We start from the raw sequence: 18,945 nt of genomic DNA, 5'->3' as shown, positions 1-18,945 counted from the left end.
AAATATTAAGCTTCTTCTTTATTCATATTAGATTCAATATAGTCAATTGCTTCTTGAATCGTTGTTATCTTTTCAGCTTTCTCATCAGGAATTTCTGTTTCAAATTCCTCTTCAAGAGCCATTACCAATTCCACAGTGTCAAGAGAATCAGCACCCAAATCGTCAACAAATGACGCATCGTTCTTTAATTCTTCTTCTTTAACGCCCAATTGTTCAACAACAATTTTGCGAACACGATCTTCAACTGTACTCATAACTTAATTTTCCTCTTTCGGTTGATAGAAATAATTTTAATACTGACGGGTAGTTTATTCAATTATACAGATAACGCAAGTGCATTTAACTCATATACATACCGCCGTTGACATGAATTGTTTCACCTGTAATATATTTAGCACTGTTTGATGCTAAAAAAACTACAGCATCAGCGACATCCTCTGCTTGTCCTAATTTACGCAGAGAAATTCTTTTTAGCATCTCTTCTTTAACCATATCTGGCAATGCAGTAGTCATATCCGTATCAATAAAGCCAGGGGAAACCACATTAACAGTAATCCCTCTGCTACCAATTTCCTGGGCTAAAGACTTGGAAAATCCAACAACCCCTGCTTTGGCAGCCGTATAGTTAACCTGCCCTGAGTTTCCACTTGAACCAACAACGGAACCTACAGAAATTATGCGTCCCCAGCGTGCTTTAAACATGGGCTTTAAACACGCCTTGGACATTCGATATATAGAATTCAAATTTGTTTCAATTACTTTGTACCATTCCTCATCATCCATGCGTAATAACAGATTATCGGCTGTTACTCCGGCGTTGTTAACAAGTATTGATGGATATTGATTATTATCAGAAAAGAAGGACATTAGTCCATCCACCTGTTCTGCTTTGGTTACATCAAGTACAATCCCTTTACCTGCAAGTTTTTCTGTTTCAAAATAAGAATTAATTGAATCAGCACCCTGCTCTGTAGTTGCAGTTCCATAAACAAAGGCACCCATTCTTGCCATTTGAAGAGCGATAGCCTGTCCTATGCCACGGCTTGCTCCTGTAACTAATGCAACTTTGCCCTCTAAATTTATCATTCAAGTTCCTCTCATGCTGGAATAAGTAACTGTTCTATGACCTGATCCAGACTAATTGTGTCATAAACACTAACCGCATTTAAACTTCGATCTATTCTTTTAGTCAATCCGCTCAATACTTTACCTGGACCACATTCCAGAATAAGCTCTATCTGGTGATTTTTAAACATTTGGATGGTTTCAACCCAACGCACAGGACTATAAAGCTGCTCTTTAAGTTTATCTCTTATATTCTGAGCTGAATGGTAAATACTTAAATCCACATTACTCACAACATCAATAGAAGGATTTTTAAATTTTGTTTTCGCAAGACTATCAGCGAATAACTCCGCGGCTTCAGACAATAAAGGACAATGACAAGGCACACTGACAGGGATTTTTTTTGCTAGTCGAGCACCAGCATTATCAGCCAATGCAATCAGTCGTTCAACTGCAGGTGTATGACCCGCTACTACAACCTGCCCAATAGCATTATAATTTGCAGGTGTAACGTGCTGGTTTTCCTGACTTGCCTGCTCACAAAGACTTTTAACTTGTTCATCGGCTAAACCCACAACAGCTGCCATCGCGCCCAGGCCTAAAGGTATTGCCTGTTGCATTATCTTACCTCTTTGGGCTACTAAACGAGCTGCATCTGTTAAAGACAAAGAATCCGCACATACTAAAGCTGCGTATTCCCCTAAACTATGACCTGCCATAATGAGTGGCGAAGTTACACCCTGTTGCAAGAGTAACTTGTATGTAGCTACATCTGCAGTCAGCATAGCAACTTGAGTAATTTCTGTTTGATTAAGCTTTTCTAACGGTCCATTCTGAACTAATTGCCAAAGATCATAGCCTACAGCATCAGAAGCTTCTGCAAAAAGATCAGTAACAATTGAGTATTGTGGTATAAAATCAGACAACATACCTACAGATTGTGATCCTTGTCCAGGAAATACAAATGCTGTTTTTACCATATCAGAAAAACCCTTTAAAATTTAAATTAATTATTAGTAACGAATAACCATGGCGCCCCAAGTCATTCCCCCACCAAATGATTCAATCAATAACAATTCATCTCTTTTTATGTGATTGTTTTTAATAGAATAATCAAGTGCTAAAGGAATAGATGCAGCTGAAGTATTACCTTGGTTACCAATTGTAACAATGACTTGTGACATAGGAAGTGATAATTTCCTTGCTATAGCCTGAATAATACGTATGTTTGCTTGATGAGGAATTAACCAATTGATATCGGATTTATTTAGTTTACTAATTTCTAAAACCTCGTCAACGATATCGCCCATTATTTTGACGGCTATTTTAAAAACTTCATTTCCACGCATAGTTATAGTTGCACGCTCATCATCGAAGGTTCCATTGCGAAGAGTTAGTAATTTATCGGCATCATATGATGAATGTATTGCACTACCCATGATGCCTTTTCTATCGCTTGCGCTTAGTACAACAGCTCCGGCGCCATCACCAAATAAAATACATGTAGAACGATCAGACCAATCTAAAGCTTTGGACATGCTTTCGCTACCAATCACCATTATATTTTTTGCAGCACCTGTTTCAATATATTGCTTGGCAATATCCATTGCATAGACAAAGCCACTACACGCAGCACTTATGTCAAACGCAGGAATAGATCTTTCAATTTTCAAGGTATGTTGCACATGACACGCCACACTTGGAAAAAAATTATCAGGAGTACAGGTCGCTACCAATATTAGATCAATTTCCTCAGCATTAAGACCTGAACAAACCAGTGCTTCATGTGCTGCTCGGGAAGCCATAAATGAGGTTGTTTCATGAGCTTGAGCTATGCTGCGACTACTAATACCTGTCCTGGATAATATCCACTCATCATCTGTATCAAGAGTTTTTTCCAGCTCAGCATTACTAATTTGCTTCTCAGGGGAATAACTCCCAGTGCCACTTATAACAGCATTTGTCATAATAACAATCCCTGATTTATAAAATCGTTTATCTGATCGCGTACTAAATCTACAACATTATTCTCTACTTCAAGAATAGCTTGTTCAATAGCAAATGCAAAACCAAACTCATCGGCTCCCCCATGGCTTTTTATAACAATACCGTTTAAACCCAACATACTGGCACCGTTATATCGAGAGGGATCCAAACGTTTTTTTAAATGATTTAGTGCAGGCAAGGCTATTAGTCCGGAAATTTTTGTAAACCAGTTTCTCTTAAATGACTCTTTGAGCACACTTAATAACAGCTTTGCGATACCCTCACTAGCTTTTAAAGCAACGTTTCCCACAAAACCGTCGCAAACGACTAAATCAACATCACCAGAATAAAAATGATCGCCTTCAACATAACCTACATAATTCATTACAGAGCACTCTGCAAGCATATGGGCAGTCCGCTTAACCTGATCATTTCCTTTAATTTCCTCTACACCAATATTTAATAAGGCAATTTTAGGTTTCGGTTTATTTTCAATAGCCTGAATTAATGCTGAACCCATTACTGCAAACTGAAATAAGTGCTCAGCGCATGAATCAACATTTGCTCCTAAATCAATGACCCAGGTTTTGCCTTTCATTGTGGGTAATTCAGAGACTATGGCAGGTCTGTCTATTCCTGGTAATGTTTTTAAAACATAGCGAGCAGTTGCCATCAAAGCACCGGTATTACCGGCACTAACACATGCCTGGGCCCTGCCTTCTTTGACCAGATTAATAGCCACGCGCATTGAAGAGTCTTTTTTATTGCGTAATGCATGTGAGGGCAACTCATCCATATTGACTACTTCAGACGCATGAACAATAGATAATTGTTTCGAAGACAAGACTCCATGCTTCTTCAAGGAAGCACTCACCTTGTCGTGTACTCCGACCAGTATGATGTTTAAATTTGGATTTTTTTTAGCTGAACGAACACAGGCAGGAATCACAACACTTAATCCATGATCCCCACCCATTGCATCAACAGCAATGGTGATGTTTTTCAAGAAAATTACTCTTGTTCGTAAGCAGTATCAGTATCGAGGATTTTTTTACCACGATAGTAACCATCTTCTGTCATATGATGACGACGATGTGTTTCACCAGTAGTTGCATCCACAGAAAGTGTTGGCATACTTAGCTTGTCATGTGAACGACGCATATCACGTCGTGATCTTGATTTTTTATTTTGTTGTACAGCCATTGTATTACTCCTAAACAATTTGCATTCATAAAGCGGGAATATTACCGATATTTTAACACCAATCCAAGTGTTAATTGCACAAAATATCAATAAGAATCATTTTTTTCTGTTAAAAATTGATTTACTTCACTATCACAATCGTTAATATCAGGGTGAAACTGAGGAGCATATAGATGCAACTCATCGACAATCAGCTCTTCAAGATCTACCAGCCAGTTTGTTGAAACGATACATTCGTATAGCCCTAACATCTGTTCAGCCCTTTCATCAGTGCGACAAACAGCAATAACTGTATGATTTTCATAGGAGGTGGGGAAATCCTGCATGCATCTCTGGCAAAGGCTGGTGAGACTACCTGACACTTTGAGATATATTAGATAGCAATCATCTTTAGCTTCTACATGATAGCTTACAGTTATTTCGCATGGTGCTATAAGAAAAAAAGGTAAGCGATCCTTTACGGTAAGTAGCTTTGTGTGTTGACCCTGCTTAACGAGTTCTGGTAAGTGAAGCATACTTCAGACATCCAAAAATACGGCATTATCCAAGAATTTATAATAATTATCAAATTGATTAGGGTCTGTTGACAATTCACCTGCCGCCTACGTGCCGCGGCTTGTCCCTGAATCTTCTACACATCTTGTATGTAAGAAGAAATAATGATCAAATTCACCTTATTATTTTTAAATAAGGTGAGTTTTATGAATTCGTCATTAAGCGATTCTAGTGTATGGTCAGAGGCATTATTTGGTGGTATTGAGCTAGGCGATAAACGATTGACAAAACGTCTAGTTCAAATAGGGAATCAATTATCGAGTTGGAGTGGCAGTAGTCTTTCGCAAAGTAGTTTAGGAGATGAAGCGTTAGTTGAGGGTGGCTATCGTATCTTACGTAATCATCGAGTTAAAGCGAGTCAAATTGCATCAGGGGGTTATGATGTGACTGGGCAATTAGCTAAATCACATGAGCTATTGTTAGCAATAGAAGATGCGACAAGTCTGGTCTATAGCCATGAATTAAGTAAACAACTTGGTTATACCAGTAACAATCCACATGCTAAAGCGAAAGGATATCAAGTCCATTCAACGATATTAATGGATGCCGCAACAGAAAAGACGATTGGTTTGATAGCTCAAAACCGCTGGTGTCGTAATTCAACTGCCTATGGAAAAGTACCCAAAGAAATAAACGCCCCTATAAAGATAAAGAAAGTTATAAATGGGAGCAAAATACCCATGAACTGGAACAGCGACTTTCAGAAAAAATGGCCGACACTATATCGGTATGTGATAGGGATGCTGATGTTTATGAATATATTCAATATAAAACGGAACATCATCAACGTTTTGTGGTTAGGGCTTGTCATAATCGCAGGCTTAATGGCCTCTCAGGGATGCTATTCACTTATTTATCAGAGCAGCCTGTTTTAGGGAATTACTCGATTGATGTAGCCCAAAAAGCGAATCGACCAAAACGTCAAGTTGAATTAATGATAAAGGCAGTCAAAGTAAGTCTGCAACCGCCCGAGCGCAGAAATGGAGAAGAACCATTAAAGCCCGTCTCAGTGAATGTAGTATATGCCACTGAAACACATCCTCAAACAGAAGCTATTTTGGAGTGGATATTAATAACGACAGAAGCTATTTTCTCTTTTGAACAAGCAAGGAAAGTGATCCGATATTATGAACTCAGGTGGCGTATCGAGGACTTTCATAAAGCATGGAAATCCGGAACAAACGTAGAACTTTTACGAATGCAATCTGCTGATAATTTAGAAAAAATGATAGTCATTCTATCTTTTTTAGCCATTAGATTACTTCAACTCAAAGAGTATTTTGAGCCAGACTCTCAACTCCTGGATGCGGAACATGTTTGTGTTCCTTGTGATGAGTTATTGAGCGAGGTTGAATGGAGGGTTTTATGGAAAACGGTGGAGAAAACGGAGTTTCCATCTCAAACTCCTGATGCATACTGGGCATTCAAAGCAATTGACAAACTTGGTGGATGGACCAACTCCAAGAGAACTGGTAAAGCGGCATGGTCAACTATTTGGAACGGTTGGTTTAAATTGAATGAGCGAATAGAAGGATTTCTAATCGCTCAAAGCATCTACATGGATAAAATGTGATCAAGAGACAGGGACAAGCCGCGGCACGTAGACGGCAGGTGAAATGTCAACAGACCCTAGTTAATATCAGTCGCATTTGAGTATTCTGACATTATGAAATGTTGTCACCCTTTGCGAACAAGTGGTATTTACTGAATGTATGATATTATTTTAATTCATAATATAAAAAGGAACTTTAACTATGGAATTAATAAACAAAAACACGAACAATAATACCAGTAAACATCTTTTTCTGCGTTCAACCCTCACAATTGCTTTAATGGGGCTATGGGGAACCCCTTTTGCAGTCCCCGTTACAAGTGGACAGTTAGTTATAATCAACAGTTTAGGAAATGCCTCTACAACAGGTAATATTGGAACATCAGCATCCAGTATTTCAGTTGTTGTATCTGATTCTACCGGTCCATGTTCAACCATATCGACCGTTATTTATAATGGAACAGCTGTTGTAAAATGGTCTTCTTCGGCAATTCATAGTGCTACTGTTTGTACGGGAATTTCTTCGGTAGAAGTAACCCCCCTTAAAACTACGATTGGAACTATCTCAACTATTGTATATGATTCAGTTAATACAACGACGGTTCCTTCCCTCACTGCTACTGCTGCCATCACTTATCTACCCCCTACAACTCCTTATGCAAATTTAGCACTGATTGTATCTGGTTCCGGGGTACCAGCCGCCCCTATAGCTGCATCTGCCACAGCATGGGGAGTAAATGCAGCGATTGCTCCAGTATTTGATACGGGTAACGGATCATTAACCAATGTAGGTGTCCCGGGCGGCATAGGAGCTGGTGGTTTAAGGGCAGAGAACATAATGCGACGTTATGCCGTCATCCCGTCATAATAATGTTTGGTAAGTATTCTTTTAAACAGGATTGCGGAGTTCTTGTTAAGCAACAGATTGAATCTACTTTACCAAACAATGTTGATTACTGGGTTTTATTGCCCAGTTTATCGAGCTCCCAAACCTGGATTCTGAATCATCAATAAAAGCAGCACTCCTCCTTTTTCTAATTCTATGAGATAATGCACAATCTGCAGTTACTTTTTGCATTTTTTTACATCGGTATCATTACTTATGAAAACTAAAGTTATTGTTGGTATGTCTGGTGGAGTTGACTCATCAGTTGCAGCCTGGTTATTAAAAGAACAAGGTTACCAGGTTGAGGGCTTGTTTATGAAAAACTGGGAACAAGATGATGCAGACGGATTTTGTCCTGCAGCCCAGGATTTGGCTGATGCCCAGGCTGTATGTAATCAATTAAGAATACCTCTTCACAGTGTCAATTTTTCAGAGCAATACTGGGAACGAGTGTTCGCTCATTTTTTAAGTGAGTATGAAAGGGGAAGGACTCCTAATCCAGATGTATTATGCAATAAAGAAATCAAATTCAATGCTTTTTTAAAGCATGCTTTAACACTTGGCGCAGACTATATAGCCACAGGACATTATGCTAAAAATAAAATTGCTGGAGATATTGGCTATTTGTATAAGGCAAAAGACAGGGACAAAGATCAAACATACTTTCTTCATGCTGTAGAGACAGCAGCACTGGCAAGAACTTTATTTCCAATCGGAGATTATAATAAGTCACAGGTTAGAGAATTTGCTAAAGAACTTGGTTTGGTTACACACGCAAAAAAAGATTCTACAGGCATCTGTTTTATCGGTGAAAAGAGATTTAAGTCCTTTTTAAAAGAATTTATTCTTGCCAAACCTGGTGAGATCAAAAATATGAATGGAGAGATACTGGGAAGACATGATGGCTTAATGTTTTACACGCTGGGTCAACGCCAAGGTTTAGGTATTGGTGGTTTACAACATTCAACTGATGAGCCTTGGTATGTGGTAGATAAAGAGGTGTCATCCAATACTCTGTATATCGCTCAGGGTAGTCACCATCCAATGCTCTATGCTCAAGGTCTCATCTGCAGGCCGATACATTGGCTGGCCGATTGTAACGATAACTTACCTCTAACCTGTTATGCTAAAACAAGATATAGACAGACAGAACAGGCATGCATGATCTCTCCAATAGATAAAGATCAACATTATGTGATGTTTTCAAGCCCACAAAGGGCTATAACTCCAGGGCAATATGTGGTTTTTTATGATAAAAACCAATGTCTGGGTGGTGCAACTATAGAACAAATCATTAGATAATTTGTTATACTTCAGCGGACAAAAATAAGGTTTTTAGCCTCGAAAAGTATATAATTAAAATAGAATGTGTGTAAAGCTAACACTTGTACTATTATAAACCGGAGTTGATTATGGCTGCTATTGATATATCTCCATCTACCACCAATATCTCTTTTTCTGTCAGTGCTGCCGATAAGGTAGCAGAGCTGATTAGAGAAGAAGATAATTTGAATCTTAATCTACGTGTGTCAGTAACTGGCGGCGGCTGTTCTGGTTTTCAGTACGGTTTTAGTTTTGATGAAGAAGTCAACGATGATGACACGATTGTTGAACAACTTTGTACTGATAATAAAGCAACAGTAAAACTGCTTATTGACTCAATAAGCTATCAATATTTACAAGATGCAGAAATTGATTATATCAAGGGGATACAAGGCGAACAATTTGTCATTCGTAATCCTAATGCAAAAACCACCTGTGGATGTGGTTCATCATTTAGTATGGATGATGAGGATGATTTGTAAATAAAACACACTATAAAATCCTTTCATAGTGTGTTTTACCGACGGAAGTACTGCAATGGTTTAATTAATAAGATTTGATAATAACTTTGGTTCCTATTCGCATAAAATTATGGCTTAGCCATTTAGCATCACCGGGAGATACCCGTACACAGCCATGACTTGCATTATGGCGAGGTAAATCATAAGAGCCATGAATTGCATAGTATTTGCTAAAAAACATACAATAAGGCATCGGAGCTCCGCCTCTTCCCAGGGGATAACGGCTGGAACGACAGCCTGAACCGCCCTTACTAATAATTCTGAAAACCCCTGAAGGTGTTTTGCATCCTCGACGAACATCGGGACAATAATGCCTTCCTCCGGAACCTCTGCCTGTCCTCACGACCTTCCCATTTGCATTAATTGCTTTCCAGGAAAGCGTGTTTGGATTAAAGATAAATGTATTTCCGGCAGCATAACCTGTGCTAAAGAACATAACAGAAAATAATATTACTGAAATGCGAGATAAGAGCATTAAGTACAAATTGGACTTTTCCATAATTATTCCTAGTTTATTCCTTCTCACTCTGATTTTAGTTTAAATTTTGAACAAATCAAACAATCTGTACTTTATTGATGCATTGGAAACTACCTTTTTGAGACTGAAAATTTCATAAAAATCACCATACAAATTAATCATTTGAAGGCAATTTGCAATTTATTGTTCTACTATTTAATAGATAACAAAAATAAGGATAATTCATCATGTCAAGGAAATTTCTTATAGCAACAGCAATTGCACTAAGTAGTGCCTTTGTACCGTTTATTTCAAATGCTGAAACTTCCGGCACCACCACTCAAACTGAGATGCCTAAGGACAATTGGTTAAATACTATGACTCCAATGTTGCCCGATCTAATTTGTAAAGGCTTTATACAAGACGCTGATTTAAAAAAACGCTTTGATGAAATTCAAATGACCTATGAGAAATGTGTGTCTTTAATTCCTGATAGTGCGAAGAAATGCCAGGATCAGATATACTCTAGCATTCCAGACAAGATAAACAGTGAAACTGCTGGTACTTGGGGTAGAACATTAGGTGAATGTATTGGCAGGGATTTCGCTGAAAAATATTTAGTTCAAAAGAGTTAATCCAGCGGAACACTATATCGAGGTAATCCATTAATCTCATCGGTAGTTTGACACTACCGATGGACCATTAAATGATTGTTTGTATAAAATTGAACAGGTTAAGCAATGTTATCGGTATATAATACAATGAATAAATCTCCGATATTAAATTAAACCCGCTTTCCGTTGTCTGGCAAACCTCAAAAAATAACAGAGTGTAGAAAAAATAGATCAAATAAATACCAAATCCCTACGGGCCGATGTGTAAGCGTGCCGGGTCAAACCTTTAGTATCACTAGACCTGTTCAGTAACGGGTTCTTCCCAGTGATTTATTCCTGACTTTTTCGCAAGAAATTGGACAAACTCCAGGTGCTGAGTCAACTCCTCTTCACTTGCCTTTAATACAACTGGATTAGCCAGGCATAGTGCATTAACTTCATGGGTTTTGATTTTTAAATTACTGGAAGCAGATTCCACCTCAGAAAAGAAGCTGGATTGTCCCCCAGTCATAGCCAAATAGACAAAAGCCAGGATTTCCGCATCAAGTAAAGCACCATGAAGCTGGCGGTTAGAATTGTCTACATCATAGCGTTTACATAAAGCATCCAGGCTATTTCGTTGTCCTGGGTGCTTTTCACGCGCAAGGGTTAAGGTATCAAAGATATCACAATACTCTTCTAATTTTTTCTTCCACTTTGCATGTTTGAGCTCAGAATTAAGAAATCCCACATCAAACGGCGCGTTATGAATAATTAGCTCGGCACCACCGACGAATTGTAAAAACTCGGAAACTATATCTTCAAATAAAGGTTTGTCTTGTAAAAAATCAGAACTGATTCCATGAACACGAAAGGCACCTTCGTCTACCAGACGTTGTGGATTAAGGTAAACATGGTAATGCTTCCCAGTTAATTTTCTATCAATTAACTCAACGCAACCAATTTCAATTACTCTATGTCCTTGCTCAGGGCCTATACCTGTAGTTTCTGTATCTAAAATAATTTGTCGAATCATCTTTAGCTCAACTTATATTAATTCTTCTATACCTTGATTTGCTAAAGCATCAACCAAATCATTTTCCACATGACCCGAATGACCTTTAACCCAATGCCATTTAATTTGATGAATGGAAGCCAAATGATCCAGAATTTTCCAAAGATCTACATTTTTAACTGGTTCCTTTTTAGCGTTACGCCAGCCATTATTTTTCCATCCACGTAACCATTCCATCATCCCTTTTTTTAAGTACTGGGAATCGGTATATAGATCAACGTCACAAGGACGACTTAATGATTCAAGACCTTTAATCGCGGCCATTAACTCCATGCGATTATTAGTGGTATGAGGCTCACCGCCGTGCATGGTTTTTTCCTTACCATTATAACGCAGCAATACTCCCCATCCTCCAGGACCGGGATTACCCTTACACGCACCATCAGTATAAATTTCAACACTCATATAATTCTACAAAAGTTTAACGTTAAACAGCATAATAATCACATATTTTATCAATTTGTCTATAACCGACTTATCCTTAACAAAAATAAAGACTCCCACAGTCAGTCACAGTGCTAACTTAGAAGATCCCTAGAAACTACCTGTTCTTCTTAATTTTAATACCACCAACTATAGCTAATAACATATTCAATAATCTTCCATAAGGAGGATAAAACCATGAAACTGTTGAATATCGGCTTTGTACAAATACTGGTTTCAGTTTTGAAAAAGTATCAAAGCCTTCTTGACCATGATATTCCCCCATGCCGCTCATACCAACCCCACCAAAAGGTAAATCATCAACAGCAATGTGCATAATGGTATCATTAATAGTTAAAGCACCGGAAAGAGTTTGAGTTTGAATATACCTTATCTCTTTATCATCTTCACCAAAATAATATAAAGCCAGGGGATTAGGATAGGAATTAATATACTCCACAGCCTCTTTTACTGATTCATAACATATAACTGGTAAAATTGGCCCAAATATCTCTTCCTGCATCACCTTCATCTCATGAGTCACTCCAAATAATAAAAAAAATGGCAATTTATTATTAGCTGGATCCAATTTGCCAAACTCAACGACATCAGCTCCTTTATTTCGTGCATCCTGGATTAAAGCTAACAAACGCTGTTTGTGTTTTTCAGAAATAATGCTGGAATAATGCTCATTACTCATCAAATCAGGGTAATGAATTTGAATAAATTTTTTGAATTCTTCTGCTACCTTTTCTTCCCAACACTTTGGAATTAATAGATAGTCTGGAGCAATACAAGTTTGCCCTGCATTGTAAAGTTTACCCATAAATAAACGCTTGAAATATTTAATCTTCATAGAGGATGTCAAAAGGGCTGGCGATTTACCACCCAACTCTAAAGTAATTGGAGTAAGGTGTTTACTTGCTGTACTCATGACTGATTTTCCTACAGAAGTAGAGCCTGTGAAAAACAAATGTCCAAAAGGAAGAGAGGCAAACTGTCTGGATACATTTACGTCCCCATCAATAACCTGAATTGAGTGCTCAAGTGAACAAGAGTGAATGATGGATTGTAATGCCCTGGCGGTATGAGGTGATAATTCTGACATTTTAATCATTACCCTATTACCGGCAGATAAAGCATAAACTGCAGGAACCAAGGCCAAATAAACAGGATAATTCCAGGGAACCATAATTCCCACTATACCTAATGGTTGAGGGAGTAAATATGCGCGGGCTGGAGCGAGCATCCAGGATACATTCCGTGATCTTTTCTTCATCCAGAGCTTTAACTTCTTAAGACAAAAATTGATCGCTTTTATGGTTGGAAAAATCTCCAGAAAAAGAGTTTCCTGTGCTGCCCGGTAGGTAAAGTCCTTACTTATAGCCTCAGCTAAGCTACAAGCATCCTTTTGCAGTGTTTTTTTAAGAGCAAGCAACAATCTTTTTCTTTCAACATAAGAGGGATATGAGTTAATTTGCTGTTCCTTTTGCAAGGCCTTAAATTCAGTGTTTAAATCCATTTATTTCTCCTTATCTACCAAGGTCATCCCATTAAATTGGGGCTGGAAAATTCAGCGGCCAGAATATTCTGTTTTATAATTGCTATGTCTGGCGCAAAATATCGATCACGATCGTATGATGTAACGTTAGTCCGAACTTTATCGTAAATTTCGTGCAATAGAGGAGAGGTTTTTAATGGCTTATGAAACTCTAACCCCTGACAAGCTGCTAATAATTCAATAGCCAGAATGGTCGCAACATTGTCATTCATTTCATGTAAACGTCTGGCCGCACTGGTTGCCATGGACACATGATCTTCCTGATTTGCAGATGTTGGCAGGCTATCAACGGAATGTGGATGAGCCAATGCTTTATTATCACTAGCACAAGAGGCAGCGGTTACATGAGCTATCATAAAGCCTGAATTCAAGCCGCTCTCTTTAACCAGAAAAGCAGGAAGTCCACTAAAATTTTTATCAATTAATAAGGCAATACGTCGCTCAGCATTTGCTCCCATTTCTGCGATGGCTAATGCCAGATTATCTGCAGCCATTGCAATTATTTCACCATGAAAATTACCGCCTGATAAAATTTCACCTTGCTCCGCGAACACCAACGGATTATCAGAAATAGCATTTGCCTCTACCTGGAGTGTATCACTGACAAATTGCATTTGGTGCAATACGGCACCCATAATTTGGGGTTGGCAGCGTAACGAGTAAGGATCTTGTACTCGAAGACAAGTTCGATGAGACTCCCTGATCTGGCTACCTTTTAATAACTCTCTGTACATCCTTGCCACATCACATTGAGCACGATGACCACGTACCTGGTGGATCCTGTTGTCAAAAGGAACATCACTACCACAAGCAGCATCTACTGACAATGCTCCTGATATAACCCCAGTTTCAAATAAGATTTCACTCGTGAATAAGGCGGTTAGAGCAATTGCTGTAGAGACTTGTAACCCATTGAGAAGAGCTAAACCTTCTTTGGCTTCAAGCTCTAAGGGAGCAAGCCCGGCAATCGCCAATCCTTCTTTAGCACTAATAATTTTACCTTGATGCCGTACTTCACCCTCACCGAGTAAAGGCAAGGACATATGCGCTAAAGGAACCAGGTCTCCTGATGCGCCTACAGAACCTTTCGCTGGAATACAAGGATAGACCCTATGGTTATATAATGCGCACAAAGCGTTAATCAATTCCAGTCTTACACCTGAATAACCTTGAGCTAAATTATTGATTTTAAGTAATAAAATAAGAGATACAACTTTATCAGAAAGCAGCTCACCTGTTCCGCAGGCATGAGAAAGAACAATATTTCGTTGGAGTTCTTTTAAATGCTCTGTGGAAATAGTCTGATTTGCTAAAGAGCCAAAACCCGTGTTGATACCATAAACGGTTTTATTATCCTGCAGCACTTTTTTAACTGTTTGATGTGATGCTTCTATCAATTCAAATGCCTTTTCAGAAAGCGTAATGTTTAACTGACTAGTCACTGATTGTTTAATAGACGATAAGGTTAATTGACCTGGTTCAAGAATAAAATCTTCAGACATGTACCTGCTCCTCTTGAGAGTCCATAGGTAGCCAAAGCGAATGTTCTCTCGCACACTGTTTTGCAAGAGTATAACCCGCATCAGCATGACGCATTACTCCGGTAGCCGGATCGTTATGCAAGACCCTTTTCAATCGAAGGGCGGCTTTTTCACTGCCATCAGCAACGATCACTACACCCGCATGCTGGGAAAATCCCATTCCAACGCCACCACCATGATGAATACTTACCCAGGTAGCACCGCTGGCGCAATTTAATAAGGCATTTAGAAGCGGCCAATCGGAAACAGCATCGCTTCCATCCAGCATACCTTCAGTTTCTCGATTAGGGCTGGCTACAGAACCCGAATCCAAGTGATCTCTACCAATAACAATAGGGGCTTTAACCTTTTTAGCTTTAACCATTTCATTAAAAGCCAACGCCAGGCGCGCTCTATCTTTCAATCCCACCCAACAAATTCTCGCTGGTAATCCTTGAAAAGCGATTTTATTCCGAGCCATATCGAGCCATTGGTGTAAATGTTTGTCATCTGGAATAAGTTTTTTGACCATCTCATCCGTTGCATAAATATCTTCAGGGTCCCCTGATAAGGCAACCCACCGAAAAGGCCCAATACCCTCACAAAAAAGTGGTCTAATATATGCCGGTACAAATCCCTCAAAGGCAAAAGCATTTTCCTCACCAGCTTCGAATGCCATCTGCCTGATATTATTTCCATAATCAAAAACAGGAACACCCCTCTTTTGAAATTCAAGCATGGCATGTACTTGTACTGCCATTGATTTTTTTGCCATTTCAACTACTAGAGCAGGAGACTTTTTTCTCATTTCATTGGCTTGCTCCAAAGACCATCCTATAGGGAGATATCCATTTAGAGGATCATGGGCACTGGTTTGATCGGTGACTAAAGCCGGAGTAACACCTCGTTGAATCAATTGAGGGTAAATTTCTGCAGCATTTCCTAAAATCGCCACAGACATAGGTTCTTTTTTCAGGCAAGATTCATTTATCCAGGACAAAGCTTCATCAAGATTATTGGTATATTTGTCCAAATATTTAGTTTTAAGACGTTTTTCTATGCGGTTTAAGTCACATTCAACCGCCAAGACACTTGCTCCAGCCATAGTTCCAGCTAAAGTTTGGGCTCCACCCATTCCACCTAAACCACCAGTTAAAATCCAACGTCCGGATAAATCACCATCATAATGCTTTTTAGCAGCTGCCATAAATGTTTCATAAGTACCCTGGACAATGCCTTGTGAACCTATATAAATCCAGCTTCCTGCAGTCATCTGACCATACATCATCAGACCTTTTTTATCCAATTCATTAAAATATTCCCAGTTTGCCCATCGGGGCACTAAATTAGAATTGGCAATTAAAACACGCGGCGCATCTTCATGGGTTGTGAATACCCCTACAGGTTTACCCGACTGAATTAATAGAGTCTGATCGTTGTCCAGGACTTTAAGCACCTGAACAATTTTATTAAAACAGCTCCAGTTTCGAGCAGCTTTACCTAAACCACCATAAACAATGAGTGCTCCAGGATCTTCTGCGACCTCGGGATCCAGGTTATTACACAGCATACGCAATGCAGCCTCTGTTAACCAACTCTTGGCTTGTTTTTCAGTTCCTCTACTCGCTCTGACGATGTGATTATTCTTATCTTTATCCATTAAAATGGCCTCCATAGCTTTCAAAATAAAAAACATCATACACCAGAGAACTTTCTGCGGGAATGAGCGATTCAAGAGATCAAGTGTTATTTTTAAAGTTCCATTGACAATGCTGTAGTATGTCGAAGGAATAGTCACCCTATTGTGTTTATGATAAGATTGGCAGTAAAATCAGCAACCTCTATTTAAGTCTATTTTATGGAAAAACACCCTAAGTCATTAAGTGTATTTTTTTCTACAGAGATGTGGGAGCGATATGGATTTTACGTTGTTCAATCTTTATTAGCGCTTTATCTGGCATTATATTTTAAATGGTCAGACAAACAAATCTATGCATTAGTGGGTTCATTTACTGCTTTAACATACCTTTCACCTTTAGTAGGTGGATGGATTGCAGATAAACTAATCGGTCAGAAAAGAGCCATTTTATTGGGTGCAGTTGTTTTGTTCATCAGCTATTGCCTTCTTTCTCTTGCGGATAATAATCTGAGGCTCACTGCCTCACTTGCTGGTATTGCCGTGGGAACGGGGCTCCTAAAACCTAATATCTCTTCATTATTAGGCAATGAGTACATTACCAATTCGTCGAGTCGAGAAAGTGGCTTTACTATATTTTACATGGGAATTACTACCGGTATTATCTTAGGTACCACCCTACCAAGCCTGTTGAGCGAATATTTTGGTTGGACAGCCTCATTTATCAGTGCTGCAGTGGGAATGATCATTGCGTTTTTGACCTTTACCTATGGAGTAATAAAACACAAAATAAAAGATTACAATCCGTTTGAGTTCCAATATACAAAAATCATTCTTGCTCTGGGGTTAATGGCTCTACTTTGGTCCCTGTCCTTTTACATTCTTAATTCGCCTCAACTGGCCAATTTGGTTTTTGGTATGGTGGTATTATTTTCAGCCAGCTACATTCTCTACTCCGTAAATAATGAAAATGCCAGCCAATCACGCCAAACCCTTGTAATTGGCTTGCTGTGTATCATCTCTGTTATGTTTTGGTCTTTTTATTTTCAGATGTTTATGTCACTGACTCTCTTTATTTCCCGAGCTGTGCAACCAACTTTTATGGGCATTCAATTCCCTCCACCCTATTACATTACCGTGCAAAGCGTAGGCATGTTGGTTATAGGTTTTTTTCTTTCAAGAAAATACCCTCAACTGACGTTAGTAGAACGAGGATTAAGCACAGGAAAAAAATTCTTACTTGCAATGCTATTTATCACTATTGCCTATGGAATCATTGCGCTAGTCAGTACTATTGTAGATAAAGCACATTTAATCCCCCCTTTACTCATTTTCCCGGCCTATTTAATGATTTCTTTAGCTGAGCTGCTTTTATCGCCAGTAGGTTTGGCTGCGATCACTATTCTTGCTGATAAAAATAAAGTCAGCACCATGATGGGGATCTTTTTTGTTTCTCTAGGAATAGGTGGATTTTTATCAGGAAAACTTGCTGCCCTTACAGCAGTTCCTCTTGGAGAAACAAATCTATTGGTTTTAAAAACTCTTTACGCTAACGCATTTACTCAACAATTAGGTATTCTTTTTATTGCCACTTTAGGATGCCTGGTATTATTTGCAGTGATTAAATTTTTGTTAACCAAAGTTCATATCGTTGAAGAATGATGATTAACCCTTTTTATATAAACTAATTGCTGATATCATTCGGCGCTTTTTGATGGAAGATTATTTTAATTATGCCTGATCAAAACCCTATGCTAGACAAGTTATTAAAATCACTTGACGACATTCAAGCCATAGACATTAAAGTTCTTGATGTCCACAAACAAACAACGATTACAGACTATATGATTATTGCATCCGGGAGAGCATCTCGCCATGTAAAAGCTATTGCTCAAAAAGTGATGGACGATATGAAATTAGCCGGACTACCAGCCATGGGTTCTAATGGTGTGGATAGTGGTGATTGGGCTTTGATCGACTTTGGTGATTTTATAGTTCACATTATGCAACCTGAAAGCAGACAATTTTATAATCTTGAAGGCTTGTGGGAAGAACATCCCAAAGTTTAGGCCGTTTTATGCTGAAAATCACCGTAATTACATTAGGTAATAAAATGCCTGACTGGGTCGTAAAAGGCTCAAATGATTACGCCAAACGGTTTAACGATGGTATTCAATTAAAAATTACAGAAATACCTCTGATTCGCCGGAGTAAATCATCTGATCTGGTTCGCATTCTGGAAAAAGAATCATCTCTAATCAAAGAATGTTTACCAAATGGTGCACGACTGATAGCTCTGGATATTGAGGGAAAATCATTTAGCAGTGAAGCGTTAGCTCTCAAAATGAGTCAATTACAACAAATTTCCAGTCACTTTTGTTTTTTAGTTGGCGGTCCGGAAGGTCTATCCTCAGAAATTTTAAATCTTTGTGACGAACGCTGGTCTTTATCAAAACTTACCCTCCCTCATCCTCTAGTAAGAATTATATTATTAGAAACCTTGTACAGGGCTTGGTCTATTATAAATAATCATCCTTACCATAAATAAAAACCAGTGAGTCATCGGTCGCTGGATTAGATTAATTGGTA

Annotated in this window: 20 protein-coding genes and 1 pseudogene; 8 read left to right on the top strand and 13 right to left on the bottom strand. The window is 38.7% G+C overall.

Annotated elements, in window-relative coordinates:
- Window positions 1-5: 5 nt before the first annotated feature.
- From acpP to HRS36_RS08470, 7 genes are all read right to left on the bottom strand, one after another.
- Entirely contained in the window at window positions 6-254 is a 249-nt protein-coding gene (acpP, locus tag HRS36_RS08500) for an acyl carrier protein (RefSeq protein ID WP_045095368.1), read from the bottom strand.
- Between the two features lie 85 nt (window positions 255-339).
- Entirely contained in the window at window positions 340-1,086 is a 747-nt protein-coding gene (gene fabG / locus HRS36_RS08495) for a 3-oxoacyl-ACP reductase FabG (RefSeq protein WP_173236973.1), read from the bottom strand.
- A gap of 11 nt (window positions 1,087-1,097) precedes the next feature.
- Complete coding sequence (fabD, locus tag HRS36_RS08490) at window positions 1,098-2,045, bottom strand: ACP S-malonyltransferase (protein WP_173236972.1); 948 nt, start codon at window positions 2,043-2,045, stop codon at window positions 1,098-1,100.
- A 33-nt stretch (window positions 2,046-2,078) separates the two neighbouring features.
- Entirely contained in the window at window positions 2,079-3,032 is a 954-nt protein-coding gene (locus tag HRS36_RS08485; RefSeq protein WP_173236971.1) for a beta-ketoacyl-ACP synthase III, read from the bottom strand.
- Window positions 3,029-4,057 carry a phosphate acyltransferase PlsX gene (gene plsX / locus HRS36_RS08480; RefSeq protein WP_173236970.1) on the bottom strand — a complete coding sequence of 343 codons (1,029 nt, stop codon included), beginning with the start codon at window positions 4,055-4,057 and terminating at the stop codon, window positions 3,029-3,031. The genes HRS36_RS08485 and plsX overlap by 4 nt, the downstream gene beginning before the upstream one ends.
- 5 nt (window positions 4,058-4,062) lie before the next feature.
- Window positions 4,063-4,254: a 50S ribosomal protein L32 gene (gene rpmF, locus HRS36_RS08475; protein WP_173236969.1), complete on the bottom strand. Its 192-nt coding sequence runs from the start codon at window positions 4,252-4,254 to the stop codon at window positions 4,063-4,065.
- A gap of 86 nt (window positions 4,255-4,340) precedes the next feature.
- Window positions 4,341-4,769 carry a YceD family protein gene (locus HRS36_RS08470; protein WP_173236968.1) on the bottom strand — a complete coding sequence of 143 codons (429 nt, stop codon included), beginning with the start codon at window positions 4,767-4,769 and terminating at the stop codon, window positions 4,341-4,343.
- A gap of 186 nt (window positions 4,770-4,955) precedes the next feature.
- Between HRS36_RS08470 and HRS36_RS08465 the strand changes: the two are divergent.
- The 4 genes and pseudogenes from HRS36_RS08465 (at window position 4,956) to erpA (ending at window position 9,052) form a co-directional block, all read left to right on the top strand.
- Window positions 4,956-6,382: pseudogene (locus HRS36_RS08465) on the top strand (IS4 family transposase).
- 181 nt (window positions 6,383-6,563) lie between these two features.
- Window positions 6,564-7,229 (top strand): hypothetical protein, encoded by a 666-nt coding sequence (locus HRS36_RS08460; protein ID WP_173236967.1) that lies wholly within the window; start codon window positions 6,564-6,566, stop codon window positions 7,227-7,229.
- A 234-nt stretch (window positions 7,230-7,463) separates the two neighbouring features.
- Complete coding sequence (mnmA, locus tag HRS36_RS08455) at window positions 7,464-8,549, top strand: tRNA 2-thiouridine(34) synthase MnmA (RefSeq protein ID WP_173236966.1); 1,086 nt, start codon at window positions 7,464-7,466, stop codon at window positions 8,547-8,549.
- A 110-nt stretch (window positions 8,550-8,659) separates the two neighbouring features.
- Window positions 8,660-9,052 (top strand): iron-sulfur cluster insertion protein ErpA, encoded by a 393-nt coding sequence (gene erpA, locus HRS36_RS08450; protein WP_173236965.1) that lies wholly within the window; start codon window positions 8,660-8,662, stop codon window positions 9,050-9,052.
- A 64-nt stretch (window positions 9,053-9,116) separates the two neighbouring features.
- On the opposite strand, the gene HRS36_RS08445 is transcribed toward erpA, so the two are convergent.
- Window positions 9,117-9,590, bottom strand: a complete 474-nt coding sequence (locus HRS36_RS08445; RefSeq protein ID WP_173236964.1) for a L,D-transpeptidase — start codon at window positions 9,588-9,590, stop codon at window positions 9,117-9,119.
- 206 nt (window positions 9,591-9,796) lie between these two features.
- On the opposite strand from HRS36_RS08445, the gene HRS36_RS08440 reads away from it, so the two are divergent.
- On the top strand, window positions 9,797-10,183 hold the full coding sequence (locus tag HRS36_RS08440; RefSeq protein WP_173236963.1) for a hypothetical protein: 387 nt from the start codon (window positions 9,797-9,799) through the stop codon (window positions 10,181-10,183).
- 274 nt (window positions 10,184-10,457) lie between these two features.
- Here HRS36_RS08440 and dnaQ read toward each other — a convergent pair whose 3' ends face one another.
- From dnaQ to hutU, 5 genes are all read right to left on the bottom strand, one after another.
- On the bottom strand, window positions 10,458-11,174 hold the full coding sequence (dnaQ, locus tag HRS36_RS08435; RefSeq protein WP_173238494.1) for a DNA polymerase III subunit epsilon: 717 nt from the start codon (window positions 11,172-11,174) through the stop codon (window positions 10,458-10,460).
- A gap of 15 nt (window positions 11,175-11,189) precedes the next feature.
- Window positions 11,190-11,621 carry a ribonuclease HI gene (gene rnhA / locus HRS36_RS08430; protein ID WP_173236962.1) on the bottom strand — a complete coding sequence of 144 codons (432 nt, stop codon included), beginning with the start codon at window positions 11,619-11,621 and terminating at the stop codon, window positions 11,190-11,192.
- Between the two features lie 136 nt (window positions 11,622-11,757).
- Window positions 11,758-13,161 carry a coniferyl aldehyde dehydrogenase gene (locus HRS36_RS08425; protein ID WP_173236961.1) on the bottom strand — a complete coding sequence of 468 codons (1,404 nt, stop codon included), beginning with the start codon at window positions 13,159-13,161 and terminating at the stop codon, window positions 11,758-11,760.
- A 23-nt stretch (window positions 13,162-13,184) separates the two neighbouring features.
- Complete coding sequence (gene hutH / locus HRS36_RS08420) at window positions 13,185-14,702, bottom strand: histidine ammonia-lyase (protein ID WP_173236960.1); 1,518 nt, start codon at window positions 14,700-14,702, stop codon at window positions 13,185-13,187.
- Window positions 14,695-16,380, bottom strand: a complete 1,686-nt coding sequence (gene hutU, locus HRS36_RS08415) for a urocanate hydratase (protein ID WP_173236959.1) — start codon at window positions 16,378-16,380, stop codon at window positions 14,695-14,697. The genes hutH and hutU overlap by 8 nt, the downstream gene beginning before the upstream one ends.
- A gap of 198 nt (window positions 16,381-16,578) precedes the next feature.
- On the opposite strand from hutU, the gene HRS36_RS08410 reads away from it, so the two are divergent.
- The 3 genes from HRS36_RS08410 (at window position 16,579) to rlmH (ending at window position 18,904) form a co-directional block, all read left to right on the top strand.
- Window positions 16,579-18,018: a peptide MFS transporter gene (locus HRS36_RS08410; RefSeq protein WP_173236958.1), complete on the top strand. Its 1,440-nt coding sequence runs from the start codon at window positions 16,579-16,581 to the stop codon at window positions 18,016-18,018.
- A 71-nt stretch (window positions 18,019-18,089) separates the two neighbouring features.
- Complete coding sequence (gene rsfS, locus HRS36_RS08405) at window positions 18,090-18,425, top strand: ribosome silencing factor (RefSeq protein WP_173236957.1); 336 nt, start codon at window positions 18,090-18,092, stop codon at window positions 18,423-18,425.
- Window positions 18,426-18,433: 8 nt separating this feature from the next.
- Complete coding sequence (gene rlmH, locus HRS36_RS08400; protein WP_173236956.1) at window positions 18,434-18,904, top strand: 23S rRNA (pseudouridine(1915)-N(3))-methyltransferase RlmH; 471 nt, start codon at window positions 18,434-18,436, stop codon at window positions 18,902-18,904.
- Window positions 18,905-18,945 lie beyond the last annotated feature (41 nt).

Source organism: Legionella antarctica (genome assembly GCF_011764505.1).
Lineage (GTDB): Bacteria > Pseudomonadota > Gammaproteobacteria > Legionellales > Legionellaceae > Legionella > Legionella antarctica.
The sequence above is the reverse complement of the archived record's forward strand: the minus strand, read 5'-3'. Positions and strand labels throughout refer to the sequence as shown.